The 20,585-nt window shown below is 53.6% G+C and carries 16 protein-coding genes; 7 read left to right on the forward strand and 9 right to left on the reverse strand.

The window, feature by feature from the left end:
- Positions 1-490 precede the first annotated feature (490 nt).
- From DWQ09_00470 to DWQ09_00500, 7 genes are all read right to left on the reverse strand, one after another.
- On the reverse strand, positions 491-1,774 hold the full coding sequence (locus tag DWQ09_00470; GenBank protein KAA3630399.1) for a TRAP transporter large permease: 1,284 nt from the start codon (positions 1,772-1,774) through the stop codon (positions 491-493).
- Between the two features lie 370 nt (positions 1,775-2,144).
- Positions 2,145-2,675 (reverse strand): TRAP transporter small permease, encoded by a 531-nt coding sequence (locus DWQ09_00475; GenBank protein ID KAA3630400.1) that lies wholly within the window; start codon positions 2,673-2,675, stop codon positions 2,145-2,147.
- Positions 2,676-2,690: 15 nt separating this feature from the next.
- On the reverse strand, positions 2,691-3,860 hold the full coding sequence (locus tag DWQ09_00480) for an aminopeptidase P family protein (protein KAA3630401.1): 1,170 nt from the start codon (positions 3,858-3,860) through the stop codon (positions 2,691-2,693).
- A gap of 47 nt (positions 3,861-3,907) precedes the next feature.
- On the reverse strand, positions 3,908-5,110 hold the full coding sequence (locus tag DWQ09_00485) for an amidohydrolase (protein KAA3630402.1): 1,203 nt from the start codon (positions 5,108-5,110) through the stop codon (positions 3,908-3,910).
- Between the two features lie 41 nt (positions 5,111-5,151).
- Positions 5,152-5,493: a hypothetical protein gene (locus DWQ09_00490; protein KAA3630403.1), complete on the reverse strand. Its 342-nt coding sequence runs from the start codon at positions 5,491-5,493 to the stop codon at positions 5,152-5,154.
- A 17-nt stretch (positions 5,494-5,510) separates the two neighbouring features.
- The gene (locus DWQ09_00495; protein ID KAA3630404.1) at positions 5,511-7,289 is read right to left on the reverse strand and encodes an FAD-binding protein; all 1,779 of its coding nucleotides are present in this window, start codon (positions 7,287-7,289) and stop codon (positions 5,511-5,513) included.
- Positions 7,290-7,337: 48 nt separating this feature from the next.
- On the reverse strand, positions 7,338-8,444 hold the full coding sequence (locus DWQ09_00500) for a pyridoxal-phosphate dependent enzyme (GenBank protein ID KAA3630405.1): 1,107 nt from the start codon (positions 8,442-8,444) through the stop codon (positions 7,338-7,340).
- A 123-nt stretch (positions 8,445-8,567) separates the two neighbouring features.
- On the opposite strand from DWQ09_00500, the gene DWQ09_00505 reads away from it, so the two are divergent.
- A complete protein-coding gene (locus DWQ09_00505) occupies positions 8,568-9,050 on the forward strand; it encodes an Lrp/AsnC family transcriptional regulator (protein ID KAA3630406.1) in 483 nt (160 codons plus the stop codon).
- A 1,382-nt stretch (positions 9,051-10,432) separates the two neighbouring features.
- Here DWQ09_00505 and DWQ09_00510 read toward each other — a convergent pair.
- Positions 10,433-11,677, reverse strand: coding sequence for an MFS transporter (locus tag DWQ09_00510; GenBank protein KAA3630407.1), 1,245 nt, complete (start codon positions 11,675-11,677; stop codon positions 10,433-10,435).
- Positions 11,678-11,781: 104 nt separating this feature from the next.
- Positions 11,782-12,219, reverse strand: coding sequence for a CBS domain-containing protein (locus DWQ09_00515; protein ID KAA3630408.1), 438 nt, complete (start codon positions 12,217-12,219; stop codon positions 11,782-11,784).
- 253 nt (positions 12,220-12,472) lie between these two features.
- On the opposite strand from DWQ09_00515, the gene DWQ09_00520 reads away from it, so the two are divergent.
- The 6 genes from DWQ09_00520 (at position 12,473) to DWQ09_00545 (ending at position 20,539) form a co-directional block, all read left to right on the forward strand.
- Positions 12,473-14,473: a hypothetical protein gene (locus DWQ09_00520; GenBank protein ID KAA3630409.1), complete on the forward strand. Its 2,001-nt coding sequence runs from the start codon at positions 12,473-12,475 to the stop codon at positions 14,471-14,473.
- A gap of 55 nt (positions 14,474-14,528) precedes the next feature.
- Positions 14,529-15,656 carry a hypothetical protein gene (locus DWQ09_00525; protein ID KAA3630410.1) on the forward strand — a complete coding sequence of 376 codons (1,128 nt, stop codon included), beginning with the start codon at positions 14,529-14,531 and terminating at the stop codon, positions 15,654-15,656.
- Between the two features lie 33 nt (positions 15,657-15,689).
- A complete protein-coding gene (locus tag DWQ09_00530; GenBank protein ID KAA3630411.1) occupies positions 15,690-16,247 on the forward strand; it encodes an RNA polymerase in 558 nt (185 codons plus the stop codon).
- Positions 16,248-16,337: 90 nt separating this feature from the next.
- A complete protein-coding gene (locus DWQ09_00535) occupies positions 16,338-16,943 on the forward strand; it encodes a hypothetical protein (protein KAA3630412.1) in 606 nt (201 codons plus the stop codon).
- Positions 16,927-18,744: a hypothetical protein gene (locus tag DWQ09_00540; GenBank protein KAA3630413.1), complete on the forward strand. Its 1,818-nt coding sequence runs from the start codon at positions 16,927-16,929 to the stop codon at positions 18,742-18,744. The genes DWQ09_00535 and DWQ09_00540 overlap by 17 nt, the downstream gene beginning before the upstream one ends.
- Positions 18,745-18,937: 193 nt before the next feature.
- Entirely contained in the window at positions 18,938-20,539 is a 1,602-nt protein-coding gene (locus DWQ09_00545; protein ID KAA3630414.1) for a citramalate synthase, read from the forward strand.
- Positions 20,540-20,585: the final 46 nt, after the last annotated feature.

Consider the following 20,585-nt stretch of genomic DNA (forward strand, 5'->3'; position numbering starts at 1 on the left):
GGGCGGTACTTCGCTTTCTATAATTCGGAAAGGCGGCATCAATCGCTTGACCGGCGTACGCCGGACAGCGTGTACTACGAAACCGCTGCCAGGCTGGCGGCTTGAACTGAGGACGCACTTATCGCGCTGTCCAATTTTAGGGGTCCATTTCTCTCGACCACGCTGTGCCGGCGGGCCAGATCAGGCACTGATGCCCCGGCCTAGTGCTCTTTGAGGATCAAAATGATCTTTTCTTCCGAGCAGCGCTTGCGTTTCATACTGGACCTCCTTGGAGTCAAAATACATGGAAACCCCACATCTTGCATGGCTCGGATTACGGGGATACGGTCAATGGGTATTATGGTTCAACCACCAGAGGCTGATGGAGCCCTTGGAATATATCTCTACCTACTAAAGCTGAGGCAAACTACTACCGGCAACTCAATAATCTGGCCAAGATGGCAGCCTGACTTAAACCAACGACCCTCCACGATACCCGGGGCGATTCGGGTTAATAACTTGCAAGTAGGCGCGGTAAGAAAAGCACTAGGTCTTCTGTGAATGTCAAGAAAACCAACACACCTACTCCAATTGCGATGAAGGGTGTAACGCCTGATATTACCACGTGATACGGTTGGCGAAATATCGCACAAGCTGTAAATATGTCCACACCAAATGGCGGAGTTGCTGATCCGATAGCAGCATTAAGCGTAATCAGTATGCCGAGGTGAACAGGGTCTATTCCGAGGTGTTGCGCCATAGGCATAAGCAAGGGCGTCAATACGATCATTGCTGATATTGGATTAAAAACCATCAGAACCAGAAAAAATACTACATTAATTATCAGAAGAAATAATATCGGTGATGGGTTTATGTTATGAAGTAAGGTTGTAACCTCATGCGGCACCCGTGCCACCGTTAGGAGCCATATAAACGCTTCGGATCCTCCAACCAGTATAAGTAGCATTGCCATGGTTACACTGGATCCTAGTGCTATTCGTCCTATATCTCTAATTCTAAGCGCTCTGTAAATTATCAGTTCAAGAAACATACTATATGCGACAGCTGCGGCTGCTGCTTCGGTAGGAGTAAAGATGCCTCCGTAAATACCACCGATTATTATTAGTATAAACCCTAATGGGCCCAAAGCTTCTTTAGCCGCTTTTCCTATTTCCTTTACAGTGGCTCTCTCGGTACGGGGTATTTTATATTTTTTTGCCCACCACCAAGAGTACATCATATAGCCCAAACCGAGTGTAATACCTGGAATAAGACCCGCGATGAAAAGTGCTGCAATCGAGGTCCCGGTTATTACGCCATATACGATCATAAATATGCTTGGCGGTATAAGCTGTGCAACATTACTTGAATTGATGACTAAAGCCATTGTGAAGGATCGTTTATATCCTCTTTCCAGCATCGTGGGGTAAATATTCGAACCGATCGCCGCTACTGTTGCCTGTGTGGATCCTGATACCGCACCAAATATTATTGACGACAGCACTGTCGTTTGTGCAAAACCGCCCGTTTTATGTCCTACTAGTTTTTCTGCTAAGTTAATAAGACGTTTAGACATTTGTCCTTTCATAGAAATGTCTGCAGCAAATATGAAAAGCGGAATAGCTACTAGCGGAAACGGAACAACCCCCGAAATTGCCCGTTGAACTAAAGTAAAGTCAGGAATATGCCCATAGTAAATTGGTAACGCCATTAGACTCGGTAACAGCATCACAATAAACATTGGGAAGCCCAATACCAGCAACAAGACTAGAGCTACTACCAAAAATAGTGTCATGCAGGCGTGACTCCGTTATAGATATCTGCTGATATGCTTCTAATACTGTTTCTACAATATTTAGTCGATTCTGTAATATTCTTTCTGAACATAAGATTCTTGCGTACCATCCAGTTTTTATTTATTTTATCACCGTGCTTTTGATCCAATGAGTTTTTATATAATGCAAACCTTCCAGGACACATTGTGCGTTGCTTTGAATTGAGAAGTGCTGTATTTCACACAGTAGTCTACTATTTGTAGCTTTCGGACGTTTCACCCCAGCGCGCCACCTTCATTGCAGCTCTTCACATATGACGCAATCGATTGCGCATCTCACCAATTCGCGCTATCACTACTATCTTCAGGATCAGAAAATATTTATGGTGTCTTACTCGTTTTCACCAGATCTCATATTCACCATCATTTTCTTTGTTTTCATGCCTTTAGCTACGTTTGCCAAGTAATAGATCCCGGACAAAGTAAATCCTATTGGTGCGGCCATATAAAAATACCCTATAGGTATTCTAAGAGCGGGAGTAATCTGCCCTCTGGTAAATACTGCGGAGGTCAACTGGATTCCCAACACCGCTAAATACAGACAACATATTCCTGTAATCAGACATATCAGTATAGTCATTATATTTTTTGTATTAGCAGGCATCTTGTCCAGAAAAAAAGACATTGAAATGTTAATTCCTCTGCGTGCACAAAGCGCTAAACCTAAGAATGTCATCCATATTATCGCAAACTCTGCTACCTCCTCGCCGCCCACTATTGTAATGTTCAATAGACGAAATACGAGCGTAACCAGGAGAGCAGCGGCCATCATTATCATGCATGCACTTACTACGAATTCCTCGATCATTGATACTATTTTGTCTATTTTATCTAATCCAAATATTTTCATGATCTTAGTCACTATCTGACGGCTCGCTCAACCCAATACCCATAATTCTCTAGGGGCGCAGGAGAGAATTTCTGACCCTTTTTCAGTAACCAATATATTCTCTTCTACATGGTAAATACCGTCCTCTCTCACTAACCCTGGCTCGACACTGACAACCATGTTTTCTTGTAAAACCACAGGATCCCAACGAGCCAAACTCGGGGGCTCTGTAAACAGCATTCCTATACCATGGCCAATCCGTCCTGCAGAAAACGTAATCTCCACACCGTTACTTCTCAGTGCTTCTTCGCAAACATCTACGATATGGGACCCTTTAACTCCTGATCTTACGGCAGCTATACCTTTTGCTGTTGTATCAATAATAATCTTCTGGTATTTCACTTGGTTGGTGGTGGGTCCACCGACAACACCTGCTCTGGAATAATCCGCCCAATAGTCGTTTACCATTGCACCCATATCCACCCAAACCATATCCCCGTCCTGAATCTGCCTATCCGTCGGTTTACCGCTTATGCGTGTGTAATTGGCAGGCCCGGAGGTAATCATGATCCAAAAATATTCGGCGCCTCGTTCGATCATTACCTTTGTCAACTCACGGGCTACCTCTTTTTCTGTCATCCCTTTCGATACTTTCTCAAACCCCTCTATGTACCCCCTTGCAGTAATATCCATGGCCTGCCGAATACACTCTATTTCTCGTCTAGACTTTATTATCCGTAACTCCCATAGCAACGGCGCCACATCGATAAACTCGTAGTCTGCCAACTCCTCCGTGAGTCTTGTGAATTCACTTAGAGGCATCCCGATTCTCTGCTCTTGACCCAACTCAACACCAATTCTTTTACCCTTAGATTTCATACTTCGAACTATTTTTACCAGATCCTGGATAGGGGCTTCCCGTATATCAGTGTATGTGCTGATATTCTCTATCCATGTCGTCGAAGATGCATCTCCGACCACAAACTTGTGGACCATCAGGTGGGCCGTTCCTTCCCGTGAAAGCAAAAAATAGTTCGGTCTTGCTACAGTACCTTCCAAAGTCATTACCGGTCGGTGACCGCTAAAGTAGTTGTAGTTACGGTCACCCGTAATAAAAAGTAAGTCGACTCCCTCCCGAGCCATTAATTTCCTTGCCTTATTAACTCTCTGTTCGTATTCATCCATGGGAAACCATGCTTGTTTAGACATCTGACCCATCCCTTCTCATGCAGATAATTTAGGCTGCAGACACCTTTTCGACTCGATCACCCTTGCTGTTGCAGCTCTTCCAACGCAAGCATGGCGGAGCTGGCTAAAACAGCTGCACCGATGGACAAGCAACTTTCATCAATATCGAATTGACTGTTATGCAGCGCCATGCGCGTTTTTTCTGAAGAGCCCACTCCCAGGTGAAAATAGGTTCCAGGTACTTCTTTCAAAATGAATGCGAAATCATCCCCGCCCATTGATGCAGCAATATCTAATACTTTATCCTCACCCAGCACCGCCAAGGTTGATCGTCTAACGATATCTGTCATACTTTTTGAATTAACAAGCACAGGCACCCGATTTTCGTAGTCCAATTCAACATCAGCTCCAAAAGTTAGTGCTGTTTTGTCACAAATATTTTGTATTATGTTTGGCAGTAGCTGCTGGACCTCAGAATCAAGACATCGTATCGACCCTGTCAATTCTGCTTTTTCTGCAATTATATTGCTTGCAGTTCCAGCCCTGAACGTACCGACAGTCATCACCACTGGCTTCAACGGGTCAATGGCTCTGCTCGTCACTGTCTGTAAGTTCATTACCAGTGCGGAGGCCGCCACAATGGAATCGACGCATTTTTGCGGCATCGCGCCATGTCCGCCGAGACCCGTTACCTCTATGCGTATATTATCGATAGACGCCATTACTATGCCCGACCTCAGTCCCACGTAGCCGACAGGAATATCGGGATTACAGTGAAGTGCAAAGAACGCATCCGGTTTCGGATACTTCAATCCTCCAGCTGCAATGATTGCTTTGGCACCAAGATCAATCTCCTCTGCTGGTTGAAAGATAAATTTGATACACCCCCGAATACTTTTTCTCAATTCCACAAGCACCTCTATCGCGCCCAGCAAACATGCGACGTGCGCGTCGTGCCCACAAGCGTGCATCACCCCCGAGATTTTTGATATGTAAGGCTTTCGACTTTCTTCGCTGATCGGTAACGCATCCATATCTGCGCGCAAACCCACCGTTGGGCCCGAATCGCAGCCTTCTATTACTCCTACTATTCCGGTACCCGCTACTCCTGACTGGTACTTCACACCAAGTTGATCTAATTTTTTACATATTAATTTTGCCGTTTGCGTTTCTTCAAACCCTAACTCCGGGTGGCTATGCAGTTTCCTTCGCATATTTACCAGTTCCTGCTGGAGATCTTGCGCTCGCGCCCTTATGGAACTGGTTATCTCTTCTCTCATAAAAAGCCTAGCTCCGCCTACGAACACTGCCTCGCAACAGATCAACTACTAGTTTTTTTGCGGAAATCATCGACTACAAGATCTTTTATAACTTCAAATGCAGAAAGGGGCTTAAGCTCTACGTCTCCCTCTAATAACGTAGCGCATGATCGTAGATTTTTACCGTTGACCATTATCGAACACGCCGCCCCACATTTTCCGATTCGGCATGAACCGTAGTACCCCAGAGTAGGATCAATATTATCCGCGATATAGTACAAAGCGTTCAAAATAGTAGATTTTCCGTCCAGGGGAACCTCATAACTATCAAAATGCGACTCCTTGCCACCGCCAGATCCTGAACGAAGTACCTTAACCGTGACTTTTTTCAATTCCTTTTTCATAACTATAGCGCTCCTCTTCAATCGGTTCGTCCATATTTCATAATCTTCTTTGGGGGTTCCAATTTTGTCACTACTAATGGCTCACTATGTATTTGCATCTCCTCATCTGATTTCTTCACCACTTGATTCTTGGCCCAATTAATATTGTCAGTCTGAGGGTAGTCTCGACGATATAAAGACCCTCTGCTTTCCTCTCTTTTTAGACTAGTTCTGCAAACCATCTCCATGATTGTCAGCATGCTTCCTAATTCATACGATTGAATCCATTCTCGATTATATATTCTGTCCTTGTTAATCGTGTGGATCTGAGGTAGATCTTCCTGACGGATTCGAATAATTTCTTTCAGCGCCTCCTGTAAACTGTTTCCATCCCGAATTACGCCAGCTTTTTCCCAAACCAATTGCTGCATATGTTTTCGAATGTCGACTTGTAGTAAACCGCTCTCACGTTCTAGGGGCGCAAATAGCTCTTGGCGTCTCTTTTCCACTTCTTCAACATCGATCGACATTTCACCCACTTGCTTGGCATAGTTGGCAGCAAACCGACCCGAACGATGTCCAAATACGATCATCTCTGTAAAAGCATTGCCGGATAGACGGTTGGCTCCATGAACGCCACCTGTGGCCTCTCCGGAGGCAAATAAACCGGGAAGACTAGTAGCACATTCTCCGTCTATTCGTATTCCCCCATTAAAGAAATGACTTGCGGGTACCGATTCAATCGCATCTTTCTTTAAATCGGGCAAATAGTCCTTCATGTTAAAACCACCATAGTATGGGTAGTATTCTGGGGGCAGCCAGGTTTCAAGATTGTCGATCAGATTATCTGGGAGATGTTTGAGGGACACATACACACCGCCGTGCTCACTACCCCTACCTGCCAATATTTCAGCCATGATAGCGACAGAAGCGATATCGCGTGTCGTCCATTCCATCCTCTCAGGATCCCAGTGACGCAAAAACCGATCACCCTTTTTATTCAGCAAGTGTCCACCAACACTACCTGCAGTCGAAAGAATAAAAGGTACATCCACTCCCTTTAGTGCTGGCGGCCATGGAAATGACCCAGGTAAAAACATCGGAAATTCCATTTCAACCATCTCCGCACCAACCCGATAAGCCATTGCCCCTCCATCGCCTGTTAGTTCTTCCGGAGCAGTGGTATATGGATACATCCGCATAGCCCCACCGGTACATACAATTACCGCACCCGCCTTGAACGCGATGAATTCACCTGTTGCGGCATTTATACCGACCGCACCTATTACATGCTTACCGCTCGTTAGTAGATCGGTAACTACACAATTCGGTATTAACTGTACATCCGTAGCTAAAACAGCTTTACGCAGCCTTGGCATCAGTTTTGTGCCTGGAATTATCGTACCTCGGGGATACGAGTGACCGGATGCCTGCGTCAAGCTGTCAATTTTTACTCCCCAATTCAATAAATCCTGTAAACGATCTGGCGCTTCATCCACGTGAATCTCTGCTAGCTTCTGATTGTTTAGAAACTTGCCCCCCTTGATCATGTCCTCGAAAAACTTATCCTTACTATCAGCAGGGTCCGCGTCCTTGAGCCCGAAACGATAGAACAAACTATTGCTATCGACATCTAAATCGGCATCACCGGTAACCGTTGCCCCACTCTTTCCGATATTAGTTCCCTTAGTGACCACCGTAACTTTTACACCATATTTAATAGCTTCCAAGGCTGCTGTGGCGCCGGCTCCTTCACTACCGATTATAAGGACATCGGTCTCAATCAATTTATCTACGACACTCTGTAATCGCGACACAGTATTCTCCTTATATTAATATTCAAACCCAGTGAATAATCAGCGAATTTACTTGTCCTTATGCCGACCCTCCCGCTTCTCGGTAATGATCGCTAGCACCCGAGCCTGTGCGGTCAAACCTAAGGCATCCCTACAGTTACCGGAATGATGTAAAGCAGCCACACCCGCAGCGGCGGATGGCGTCGTTGTAACATTATGATTTTCAAGTAACCGTACAGTCGCCTCACACTCCTCATCTGTTACCGTGACGAAGAAATCCGCATGCCGAGCTAATTCAGCAAGGGCCAAGTGTGAGGGTTCCTTGCAATCCAGACGCCCCATCGTAGAGTGAGGCCCCCGTGCCTTAACCGGTGCTCCACTGCAGATACTGTCGATAAGTGCTGGTGCAGCTTCTGGCTCGACAATGACAATGACCGGTTCATTGCCCCATCGTTTTCGGAATAGAATGGTCATTGCTGCCGCCATACCACCTACCCCCGCCTGCAAAAAAATATACTGGGGGGGAAGCGATATCTGATCGACAATCTCTGCTCCCATAACGAGATACCCCTCCATAACTCGCGTGGGTAATTCCACATTGCCAGGCCATGAGGAATCGGAGAGTAGAATCCATTTATGTCGTTCGGCATCAGCAACAGCGACAGCCATACTGGCTTCATAGTCGTTCCCAGCACGAACCACTTCCGCACCCATACAACGCAAGCGTTCAGCGAAATCCTCCGGTACTGTGTGACTAAGATAGACGACCGCTTTAGCACCGAAAACACGGGCTCCTGCTGCCACCGACAGCCCGTGGTTTCCTGCGCTAGCGCAGGCAAATACCGTTCCTCTCAGAATCTCTTTAATCTGATCGTGGTCTATTGGTGAATCTGGATCATCTACTTGAGAGAATGCTTGCCGCGCGATGACGTAAGCGGCCCCCAATGCTTTAAAGTTGCCCAGGCCCATCCGCTCTCTTTCATCCTTGAGATAAATCATGCCAACCCCAAGTGCACCAGCAAGACCAAGTATCTCAAGCAAGGGGGTAGGCTTAGCACATGGGCATAGCCGTAGTAGGTTCAGCGGCTCAGATGGGTCGTCAATTAAACGCCCTTCAGCTAAACCCGCCTGAGGTGAAAAACCCTTATGACGTAATGGGTTGCGTAATACGCGCATAGCCGCTTACACCTAAACTTAACGTATTACGGAGGTTAGCAATCGACTGTGTTATTTTCTTGTGATGTTGGTTGTTATCGTTTAATTTTATTGCAAAAGTTTAACGACAAGTGAGGTTTAAAATTGCGTGCGTGCAAGCTCGATAGAATTGACAGACAACTGCTAGATCTTCTTCAGGGTGATGCAAGCCAATCTTTGGACACTCTGGCTGGGAAGGTTGCCCTATCAGCACCCGCTATACAGCGCAGGATCAAGCGAATGCGTGATGATAGTGTGATCGTGCGCGATACTATAGAGATAAATCCGGCAGCTGTCGGATTACCGATGACCTTTATCGTAATCGTCGAGCTGGTTCGAGAAAATTCCGATCAAATTGCTGCATTTGCCCGTAAAGCAGCCGATGAGGATCTGGTACAGCAATGCTACTACGTTACAGGAGAGGGCGATTTCGTGCTTATCGTGTTGGCACAGGATATGAGCAATTTCGAGGCGCTAACAAAGCGTCTATTCTTTAGTGACCCGAATGTCCGCCGTTTTAAAACTCTCGTCGTAATGGGCAAACCCCACAGGTCACTCTGGGTACCCTGCAGCCAGGTGACCGAGTAGATTATAGTGTATTGACCCAGTCGAAATGACGGGCAGTAAAACTGCATTTTCATACTATGAATTGGCGAAGCGCTTAATCCCATCATGATCTCTGGCAGTTAATTTCCCTTCATCTCACTCTCCACTTCTTCACTCAGCAAGCGCTGCACCAAATCAGCGTGCTCTTCCCCTACTTCCATGCCGCGTATCAAATTCATGGGTTATCCCAAATACGGGTTCTACCCTGATTTCACGGACACTTCAAAAAAGCCCGATAATGGGTAAAAAGGAGTGTTCGTCAGGCACAGACAACGCGCGCTCACCACCAGTTCCACCTGGGGCAATCTGGCTTTGAACACGTCAAAGTAGGGCTACTATATATCGCATCAGATTCCTTAAAGCTCTGCGGCGCGTTCCGGCGCCAGGAAATCGAAGAACACTTTCTGCGCCTGCTGGGTGCGATTTTCCTCGCGCCACAGCAGCCATCTGCTCAACAGATCGTGGCATTGGTTACGTAGACATAGCAGTGCTTGCACGAGGTCTCGTCGATATTGATGTTGTTCACGCCCTCCAGGTAACGAGGCATGTAGGGTTTTGGAGGAAACGTGGCTGCTTGCTGAAGTTCAGTACAGCCGTCGATACCACGATCATTGCCGCCCCGCCCTCGATCAAGAACGCCGAGCAAGCGCACACCCTGGAGATGCGCTAAACACGTAAGGGCTCAGCCGTAGATTAGGCGTTGGCGAGGGGCACAAGGAGGACAAATCCAGCTGGCTGGACTTTCTGAAGCAGTGGAAAGCGGCCGGTTTACACGGAGTGTAGCTCATTGTTTTCGATGCCCGCCTAAGCTTGGTTGAGGCGCTCGCGAAGATATTTCCCGACGCCGACTGGCAGCGCTGCTTCGGTCCATTTCTTTCACAATGTGTGCTCCCACGTGCCCGCGGGCAAGGTCCGTGAGATGGTCGGTGTATTCCCCGGCGGTCATCGGTGCTGATGCTGATAGCTGCTCGACCGCACCATATATCAGGTACCGCGCGGGGCACTTGCAAGCACATGAATACAAGACTGCTTGATGAGACGGACCAAGAGGCGACCTACTCAGCAGCCTTGTGAGCAACCAGAGCCACCCCCCACGGAAATGCACAATAGTTTTTTGACACTGCCAACAGCTTTTCATCGGGACGGTCGGCAGGAGTTACAGGTACGCAACCGGGGGCGCTAGTTCATGCTCGCGAAGCAGAACCTTTAAATCCCACCACTTCAGCACGCTTTTCTACACCTCTGTTGAACACTCGTCCACGGATCAGGAACTGTTCCCGCATCACTCCCGCCACCACTGGAATCTGGCACTCTACAATGAAAGAATCTATTTGCGCCTGTGACATGATCAATCCCGAACTGCCTTACGTCCCACGCCTTTCACGAAACACCGACCACCAATACCAAAGCGCCATTGTGAGCTGAAGAACAATCATCATACCGAAACTTGCGTGGTACGCGGCCGGCTCATAGCCCCCTCCCGGACGCACAGGCCACAATCCGATCACGCCTCCCATACCCCACTGGGCAACGAAGGCAACCACGAATACCAGCAGATTGACCGCGGTATTGACGCGACCCGCCAAAGCCCTTGGGAAGGCTTGCGACAACGCAGCATAACTCAGTATGCCAGTGGTCCCCATGAAGCCGAACAGCATCCACAGGGGCACGGTCCACGCGACCGGCAGGAACAACAACATTATCTGAACACAGATAAACAGGCTCATGCCTGTGGCCGCTACGGTGGCGGTGCGAATGCCCCGTCGATTAAGCCGCATCGTGAACGCACCCCATGTAATAAAACCGGCCACCATCGCCGCTGCGATTAGAAACAGCACGTTGGCCGCATCGCCGCGCTCCATACCGGCGATATCACGTAACCAGGGTCCGGCCCACAGGCTCTGGATAGAGTGGAAACTGGCCTGTGCGAGCACCGCCAATGGCGCGATACGCCAAAATGCCGCACTGGTAAAGACTTGGGCTACCCCCCGTATCTGCCCCCGCAGGCTCGATTTCGGGGGCTCCTCCGGGCGGTCGGGTACGACAAACCAGACGACCGCCGCGACAATCACACTCAACGCCGCTAACAAAAGAAACAAGCCACGCCAATCTGTGACTTGAAGCAACACTTGAACTGGTGCTGTAGCGCTCAACGCCCCCAAACCGCCTGCCGCCATCTGTACCCCGTTGGCCAGCGGCAAACGATTCGCGGGCAGCCAGTCGACAAAGGCCTTGAAGGGTGCCATCAGACACGCGGAGACGCCAAACCCGATCAAACCGCGTCCAATTACCAGGCCTAGCGTGCTTTCGGAAAGCGCAAAGATCAGCGCCCCGGCGCCCGCAAACAGTAACAGAATACCTTCGATCCGGCGCGGACCCATGCGATCGAGCATGACACCCAATGGTAGTTGAAACATCGCAAAGGTCAGGAAATAGGCAGAGGTCAGCAGGCCGAGATCGGCAGGGCTGAGGCCCAATTCCCGGGTCAGGTCGGGCGCGATGACCGCATTGACCACCCGGAACAGGTACGAGAGGAAATAGCCCAGTGCGAAGGGAACAAACAGGCGCAACAGGATCGTCTTGCCAATCGGAGAATCTGCCACGCTCAATCTGTCGCCTCCCGAAACGCAACGCGGCACCCGTCCCAGGCGAGTGCCGCCCGGTATGACCGATTAATCGAGATTGGGGTATCGATGGATACCCCGAGCGAGACTCAATAGTTGCCGGCGATGTAGTTCACCAGATACTTGATCTCCTGCTCCTGGCCACGCACCAGCCAGTGGGTGAGATCGCCAATGGATACCATCCCGGTCACTACACCATCGTCGACGACCGGCAGGTGGCGAAAACGTTTCTCTGAAATGATCTGCAGCGCCTCGCCAACGGTTGTTGAGGATGCTACACAGGCCAGATCGGGAGACATCACTTCGGAGACCTTGGTGGTTTTCACATCCCGCTCGGCATCGAGCACACGCGTCATCACATCGCGCTCCGTGAAGATGCCCACGGGCTTGGACCCATCCATCACAATCAGCGCCCCGATACGCTCGGTGTTCATCTTGCGTACGCAATCCGCGACAGAGGCGTCCGGGGCAACTGAAAGGACGTCAGCCCCCTTCTCCTCAAGCAACTTGCTCAATGGCGTTAACATGCTCCTCTCCTTCTCCGCCCATGCCGGGCGAGCGTTTCAACTACCCACTACCGGGCGATTCCCGGGGTTCGCTCCCCGCCCTCCACAGAATTATGATCTTTTATTCTGCTATAAAGTAACGCTATCATAAAACACGATTTTCTCACTCCAGTAATAGCATTCTTCGCTTGAAAGGTAAGCATGGTAGTAGACTAGGCTAGGCGTTAAAAAACCTGGCATCCAATAAGACTAAACGCGGGAGAAGGAAGAACCCATGATAAACAGAACCTGGGCGGGTCTTGCGGCCACGCTCTTTGCCTTTATTCTCGCACCACCCAACAGCGCCGACGCCAGTGAATGGCAGCCCCGTCTGGAGCCGGTGTCCGGTGCTCAATTCCGCGGCCCCTCCACACCCTTTGAAATCTATATCCCTCCCGAGGCACCCGCAGAGAGCCTGCCAAGGCTGGCGCTCGAGCTCGATACCATCGACGTCACCGGATTCATCGACAACAAACGCGCGCCCATCTATGTATTCCAGCCGGTACAGGCATTGAGCTTTGGTCCACACCAATTGCGTCTGGTGGAGTACACACCGGACGGCGACATCATCGAGCGGGCGGTATGGGATGTGGAGGTGCGCAAGAGCAAAGCCTTTCGCGAAGCAGCGCTCGGGATAAACGGTAATCTGAGCCTTATTCGCCGGGTGGCCGATGACGACAGCACTTCGCTGCCCGACAAGGACACCGCCACCGGCTCGCTGGCGCTGGATGCCCGGGTCGCCAACGGAGATTGGCGCGGCACCGCCTATATCCCGCTGATGTTCGATGAAGCCGCAACCGAGCGCAAAGGCGAGGTGGGCGATTTCCTCTTCACCAGCACTCAGGGACCGGTGGTCGTCCAGGCGGGACATCACGCCATACCCTCCGACAGCCTGGTCGCCAGCGGTGTTTACAACCGCGGCATATCCGCCACGGCGTCAACGGCAGACCAGGGGCAAAACGTGACGGGATTCATCATGCGTTCGTCACCCATCAGCGGTGCCCGTGAGGGCCTGGGTGTGGGCGATTCGGATGATCGCGTCAATGGCGTGGTCTGGACCGGATACCCGGTGCGTGCCGACGGACGCTATGTCGAGTTGTCGGCCGTCTATGTGGACGGCGAGGGACCTGCGGACGGTTCATCGGTCGTGGGTGATCCCACGATCACAGGTGGCAAAGCGTGGAGTCTCCGTGCCGACGCCGGCTGGAATAATAATCGTTTCCGGCTGCGCGGCGAGTACGCCGGCTCGGAATATGACTTCGACGGCGACGGTGGTTACGATCCGGAAAAAGACAACGCCGTCACCGCGCTTTTCTCCTACCGCCCCTGGGAACAGAAGTACGTCGACGATCAACCTATGGACCTGAGTTTCAACATCGAACATCGCAGGATCGGTCCCTTTTTCACCACCCCGGCGGGTCAGGCACCGACGACAGACCGGGATATGATCCGCGGCTTTGTCAACTTCAGTTGGGCGGCGCTGCGTATCGATACCAGCCTCTCCCAGGAAGAGACCAACGTTGATGGCAACAGTCTGTTGCCCACCGACCAGACGGACATCGCATCGGCCTCGATCAACTACTCGCCGCTACCGTCGGACGACCCAGAGAAGCCCTACGGCATCTGGGGCCAGCAGAACTATCGACTCACCTTGACCAATCAGCAGGATGAAACCAAGGTTCTGCCGGCAGGCTACGGCGGCAGCGGGAATGACAGCACCACCGATACCTTGAGCATCGGTGCAGACTTCCTGCACGAACGCTGGAGCTGGGGGATAGCGCATGACCTGATCGAATACGAGGATGTCACCAATTTCAATCCCGACACCCGCGATACCCAGACCCAACTCCAGGCCACCTTCAATATCAGCGACACCTTCTCGCTTTCACCTCGTGTTCAGGTTGGGCGTTTAAGATACGAAGACACCGGAGTGGTCACGCGGGAACGCATTGCAGGCGTCAATCTCAACTACAACCCCACGGATCGCTGGAGCACCCACCTGAGTGTGGACGTGAACCGCAGCAAGGTCTCAGACGACTCAGCCAATACCGAAACCCAAACGGTCACGGCAGGAGTCACCTGGACCGCGATTCCGCCTAAAACGAACCGGCCGGGCGTAACGCTGACAATTGATGGGAGCAAGACCGACACGACGGACAATATCGACCCCACTCTCTCGACCGATACCTATCAGGTCTTTTTCAGAGTGAACGTCGGTTGGTCTGCGCTCTACTAGGGGATTGAGGATCATGACAAAACTAACCAGGGATTTAGCATCCATTGCGACTGCTGTGCTCCTGTTGCTTGTAAGTACAGCGGCGTCGGCAACGTTTTCGGGTGGGGTCACCATCGTGCCCGCATCAACAAAAGCCGCGATCGGTCGATCGTCAAGCGTCACCATTCGCTGGAGCGCGACCACCAATGACGGACCATTCGTTCAGTCGACAACAGGGACTTTCAGGATCCCCAACGGGTCAACCCTGGGCATCGTATCGAGAACCCTCACCACCAGCGCCGTTAGCGTCCCTGTCACTGTCACGCTGAACGAGCAACTGCTCATTCCCAGCAATGTCATCTTCGCGGCGTTCAAGGCGGGTGTGTCGCGCATCGAGTACGTGCGAGATTTCGAAGATGGCGACGGCCCTTTCGCAGCAGTACAAGGCGTTTTTCTTATCGACCTCACCAGCCCCTCGGCCGCCGCCTTCGGGATCGGCCGTTTGGCGCTGAGCTTCGAGGATGGCGCCATAGAGAAGATCGCCGAAGAGGAGCAGTTTCTTCGCGCCAAGGCCGACATCTCGCACACCGGCTCCGGCGTTATCCGCGGTGTCTGGGAGGCTGCCGATCCAACGAGCACGGCCGGGACCCCTATCTATCGGCCTTTGACTCAGGTACGCGAATTCCTCTCAGCCGGCGGTGATAAAACGCTGTTCAGCCCGCGCCTGCCCACGAGCAGCACCGGGCTGCACCTGGTGAGATTCCGATTGACCGATCCGGCGCTGTTCGATACCGACCCGGTCATCCGCTACTTCGTGCAACCGCGGCCCGCACCGCTCGAACCCATCGGGTTGGTCATGCCGCCCCATCTGTCACTGCTTGGCAACGACACCCGGTTTACGTGGCAACCGATCGCCGGCGTACGCGCCTATCAGCTGGAGCTCTTTGAGCAGGGTCTACCGATTGAATTACCGGCCGACACGGCTCCGGTCGATGAGCCACGCGCCATCGATCCGCGTCCCGGTTCGTCCATCTCCCCCACCACGGGTTTGCTGGTGCCGGGCGATCAGTCCGCAGTACCGCTGACCACCCTGGCGCGTACCCATCTGATGTCGGGTCGAACCTATCTATGGCGTGTACTGGCAATCGGCTCCGAGGGCACCGTAATTGGCGAAAGCCCACTGCGGGCGATCCGCGTCCCCTAGGGCGCGGATCCGACCACCGGTTTCCGAAGGCACATGCAGCCGCCGCCGACCGAGCCCGAACTCAGCGAGCTCCTCGACAAGATCGCCCGCGGCGACCAGCGGGCGCTCGAGCGTTTCTATTACCTGTTTCAGCATCGCGTCTACGCCTACGCCCAGGCTCGCCTGGGCGATCCGCATCTGTCGGCCGAGATCATCAATGAGGTGATGATGGAGGTCTGGAAATCTGCTGGGCGATTCGAAGGGCGGTCCAAGGTGCAGACCTGGTTGCTGGGCATCGCACACCACAAGGTGGTCGACCGTTTGCGCAAAAAACCCGGTCCCGAGGTCGTGGAGCTGGATGACCAGCTGACCGACGATGGCGACGTCGGTATTGAGCGGGCACTGGCAGGCGTGGAAGACGCCGAGCGTCTGCAACACTGCCTGGACGGACTCTCTGACGAACATCGCCAGGTGATGCACCTCGCTTTCGTTGAAGATCTCCCCTACGGCGAGATCGCCGAGGTTGCCGGGGTCCCGGTGGGGACTGTCAAGACCCGAATGTTTCATGCCCGCAAACTGCTGAAACTCTGTTTAGGCGCAACCGGCTTGTAAATTGCCGGAAAACTGAACGGAAGATGAACCAGCACCGTCAAATCTACGACTCAAGGGATAGCCAAACGCCAACCAGACGAAGTAAAGCCGATGCCAACGCCTGACAACAATCGTCGCGAAATCGAAAATCTGCTGCCTGCCTATGTCAACGGCACCTTAAGCGACGCGGAGTGCCGCAAGGTCGATGAGTACATCACCCAACATCCGGAGGTTCGCTCCGAGCTCGAGTGGTTGAAGGCTTTGCGCAGCGGCATGAAAACCCTGCCTACCGGCAATGCGCCGGGAGAAATGGGCTGGCAACGCCTGCGCCGCGAACTCCGCAGTGAGACCGAAACCGGTAGCCCCTCGCGTGGTTCGGCCTGGTGGAAACCGGCGGTGGCTGCTGCGGCGGTGATTATCATTGTGCAAGCGGCCTTGTTGGCCGGGATGGGTCCGAAAGATGAGCGCTTCCAACCCCTGTCCGGGTCAGCCGGCCAGGACAACGTTATCCAGATCCAATTTCATCCGGGCGCCACTGAACTGCAGATCCGCACGCTGCTGAACAGCATCGACGCCCAGGTGGTAGCCGGTCCCGGCGCGCTCGGGCTTTATCGAATCCAGGTTGATTCACCCGAGCCCTCCCCACAGGCGCTACAGCAGGCGCTCGACAGGCTCCGTGAACACGGCGACGTGGTGATCCATGCCAGTACTGATTAGAAAGCGTCGCGTACGCGCTGCGTTTTGTTCGGCACCTCTCCTGCTGATCCTGACAACGGGAGCAGCTTTTGCGGCGCCACCTTCGACATCCCCCCAAATAACATTGCCGTCACCCAGCGTTTCGCGCGGATTCGGCACCTTCGTGATTACCATTCCAATCATCAGCGGTTTCACCCCCGCAACCTGCATCAGCAAGGGGGGCAGTGTCACCATCCAGGGCAAGCATTTCGGCAATCAGTCGGGCAAAGGCGTCGCACTGGGCGGGCACGGGATTCACGTCGATGCACAGATACTGAGTTGGAGCGATGCCTCCATCACCGTGCGCATTCCTAACGATCCCAAGATTCAACTGAACCAGTGGTATTACCTGGGTATCGAGCAGGCCAATCATGGCAAGTGGTTGAGCAATATCAACAAGAACATCACCATTTGCGCCTCTGCGCCCCTCGCCGCTCCCAAACTCACGCTGCCCATGCCGGGTACGCCCAGCGGACCTGCTATTGTCCTTCCGCCGGCGGGATCGGGCGCCTCCGCGCAACCACCTCCGGAATCGACCCCAGCGCCCGAGTACGGCGGCGAGTGGCCGGGCGAAAGCGGCTATCCCGGCGATTCCGGATACTACGGAGACAGCGGCGGCCTCCCACAACCCTCCTATGGCAGCCTGCTCAGTTCGCCACTGCCACCGGTACCGCAAGTGCCGCCGGTCGCGCCGGAAGCAGAGAAATCCGACATCGAGCCGGCAGAGGTGGTCATCATTCACAGCAGTCCTGATGAGGCCCGTCAGTTCGCTGAGACCGCAAGAGGTATGGGTCTCTCCATAAAACGCCGGCGCACACTGAAGGGCCTAGGTCTGGTGGTCAGTGTCGTGCGCCTGCCCGTCGGCATGACGGTCAGCGACGCGTTGCTGCAGCTACGCGGCCAGCTGCCCGATCTATGGGCCGACGCCAATCACCGGTTTACCCTGCAAGCGGATGCAGACCCCAAGTCCTACGCCTTGCGCATGATGGGATGGGATGGTCAGGGCGTTTCCTGCAATACACCGATCCGCATAGGGATGATCGATACCACGGTGACGAACCAACACCCCGTCTTGCAGGGAGCACAGATCACCCAGAAATCGTTTCTGCCGTCCGGTATCGAGCCTGCGCCCCCGCGCCACGGAACCGCGGTTGCAGCCCTTTTGGTCGCGCAAGGAGAGCACGAGGCCATGGCAGGGTTGGTGCCTGCCGCCCAACTCTTCGTGGCGGGCGTTTTTCGCGGCCGCGACGATGCGCTGGACACCTCGGCGGAGCGGATTGCATACGCACTCGACTGGCTGTTGGAACAACGGGTTTCCACGATCAATCTGAGCCTCGGCGGACCCCGCAATTTGCTGGTGGAAGCGGCGCTGCACCGTGTCATGCAGACGGGCGTGGTAGTCGTGGCCGCCGCCGGCAATGGGGGGGCGAAGGGCGCACCTGTTTACCCGGCCGCGCAGCAGGGAGTGATCGCAGTGACCGCCATCGATGCCGATGCCCGCCTCTACCGGAACGCGACGCACGGCGACTATGTGGTGTTCAGCGCCCCCGGGGTGGATGTGTGGAGCGCCGACGCCAGGGGTGGCGGTGCCTACTTTTCCGGAACCTCCTACGCCACGCCATTTGTCACGGCCGCTCTCGCTACGCGCATCACGCGAATGGCACCCGCCGCGGTGATCGAAGCCCAGAAAAAATCGGTTATCGATTTGGGAACACCCGGACGCGACCCCGAATATGGTTGGGGGCTGATTCAGAGCGCCGGTCGTTGCCCATCGTCTTCCTGATCGACGGTTCCAGTCACCCTGAGTTCAACCTGTTCACCCTTGTCTCGGTGCCGAATATCCGGCATCCTGCGGGCTTTCCCATGGATTTGGTCAATTAATGCCATGACACGCGTGATGCAGCCCGGGATATGGGAGGGCGACTGCGCATCGGCGGGTGGATAGGCACACTGCTCCAGAGTCAAAGCGGCAAGAGATGAACGAAAAACGGGTATACATCTACGACAGCACGCTGCGCGATGGCGCGCAGACGCAAGGTGTGGATTTCAGCGCGGCCGACAAGATCGCCATTGCGCTGGAGATGGATCGGCTGGGTTTCGACTACATCGAAGGTGGCTGGCCCGGTGCCAACCCCACGGACAACGCCTTTTTCGCCGAGGCGCCCCAGTTGCACCGGTCGCGCCTGGCGGCTTTCGGCATGACACGCCGCGCCGGCAAGGGCGTCGAGGATGACCCCGGTTTAAAGGCGCTCCTCGATACCGGGGCGCCGGTTATCACCATCGTGGGCAAGACCTGGGACTTTCACACCGACGTCGCGCTGGGCATCGATCTCGACGAAAACGTTGCCATGATCAGCGAAAGCATCGCCTATGTAGCCAGCAAGGTCGACGAGGTGATGTTCGATGCCGAGCATTTCTTCGATGGCTACAAATCCAATCCCCAATTTGCCCTGCGGTGCTGCAAGGCGGCACTGGATGCCGGCGCGCGCTGGATCGTCATGTGCGACACCAACGGCGGCACGCTGCCCAAGGAGATTGAATCCATTGTCGTCGAGGTAGCCAAGACCATCCCCGGCGATCACCTGGGCATCCACTGCCACAACGACACCGGAAATGCAGTGGCCAACAGTCTGCTCGCCGTTCAGGCGGGCGTACGCCAGGTGCAGGGAACCCTCAATGGGTTGGGCGAGCGGTGCGGCAACACCAACCTGATCTCGATTATCCCGTCACTGATGCTGAAGCTCGATCTCGACACCGGCATCGATCACAACGAGCTGACCCGCCTCACCCATGTCTCGCGTGTGCTCGATGAGCGGCTCAATCGACCTCCTGCCCGTAGCGCGCCCTACGTCGGCGAGTCGGCCTTCGCTCACAAGGGCGGCTTGCACGTCTCGGCGGTCGAGAAGGATCCCAAGTGCTACGAACATATCGTGCCGGAGCTGGTCGGCAACCGCCGACACATCGTCGTCTCCGATCAGGCGGGGCGCTCCAATATTCTGGCGCGCTTTCGCGAGATCGGCATTGACATTGAGGCTGACAGTCCGCAGATCAATCAATTGGTTGAAGAGGTCAAGCATCGGGAGTACTACGGCTACGCCTACGATGGCGCCGAGGCCAGCTTCGAACTCCTGGCCCGCCGTGCGCTGGAGGGAATTCCGGATTTCTTCCGTCTGACCAGCTTCCGCGTCATCGACGAACGGCGCTGGAACGCAAAAAGCGAGCTGATCACCATGTCGGAGGCGACGGTGAAACTCGACGTGGGTAGCGAGCATTTCATGTCGGTGGCCGAAGGCAACGGGCCGGTAAACGCACTGGACGCCGCACTGCGCAAGGTGTTGATCCCCATCTACCCCACACTGGCCGATCTCAGGCTGGTCGACTACAAGGTGCGCATTCTCACCCCCGGCGAGGGTACAGCGGCGGTCACGCGGGTGATGATCGAGAGCGCCAATGGACATGGTGACAACTGGTCGACGGTGGGCGTCTCCGCCAACGTCATCGACGCCTCGTTCAATGCCCTGCACGACAGCATCACCTACAAGCTGCTGCGCAGTAACACCGCGCCGCGCACCGATTGACTCGGCACGCTTTCCAACCGGAAGTGGAGGCCGGCAAACAGCTGGC

It is taken from the genome of Pseudomonadota bacterium, from assembly GCA_008501635.1.
GTDB lineage: Bacteria > Pseudomonadota > Gammaproteobacteria > QQUJ01 > QQUJ01 > QQUJ01.

What these genes read in the sequence shown, in the direction of transcription:
- DWQ09_00470 (KAA3630399.1), bottom strand. Translation starts at nt 1,774, where the DNA reads ATGACACTATTTTTGGTAGTAGCTCTAGTCTTGTTGCTGGTATTGGGC.
- DWQ09_00480 (KAA3630401.1), bottom strand. Translation starts at nt 3,860, where the DNA reads ATGGGTCAGATGTCTAAACAAGCATGGTTTCCCATGGATGAATACGAA.
- DWQ09_00485 (KAA3630402.1), bottom strand. Translation starts at nt 5,110, where the DNA reads ATGAGAGAAGAGATAACCAGTTCCATAAGGGCGCGAGCGCAAGATCTC.
- DWQ09_00490 (KAA3630403.1), bottom strand. Translation starts at nt 5,493, where the DNA reads ATGAAAAAGGAATTGAAAAAAGTCACGGTTAAGGTACTTCGTTCAGGA.
- DWQ09_00500 (KAA3630405.1), bottom strand. Translation starts at nt 8,444, where the DNA reads ATGCGCGTATTACGCAACCCATTACGTCATAAGGGTTTTTCACCTCAG.
- DWQ09_00515 (KAA3630408.1), bottom strand. Translation starts at nt 12,219, where the DNA reads ATGTTAACGCCATTGAGCAAGTTGCTTGAGGAGAAGGGGGCTGACGTC.
- DWQ09_00520 (KAA3630409.1), top strand. Translation starts at nt 12,473, where the DNA reads ATGATAAACAGAACCTGGGCGGGTCTTGCGGCCACGCTCTTTGCCTTT.
- DWQ09_00530 (KAA3630411.1), top strand. Translation starts at nt 15,690, where the DNA reads ATGCAGCCGCCGCCGACCGAGCCCGAACTCAGCGAGCTCCTCGACAAG.
- DWQ09_00535 (KAA3630412.1), top strand. Translation starts at nt 16,338, where the DNA reads ATGCCAACGCCTGACAACAATCGTCGCGAAATCGAAAATCTGCTGCCT.
- DWQ09_00540 (KAA3630413.1), top strand. Translation starts at nt 16,927, where the DNA reads ATGCCAGTACTGATTAGAAAGCGTCGCGTACGCGCTGCGTTTTGTTCG.
- DWQ09_00545 (KAA3630414.1), top strand. Translation starts at nt 18,938, where the DNA reads ATGAACGAAAAACGGGTATACATCTACGACAGCACGCTGCGCGATGGC.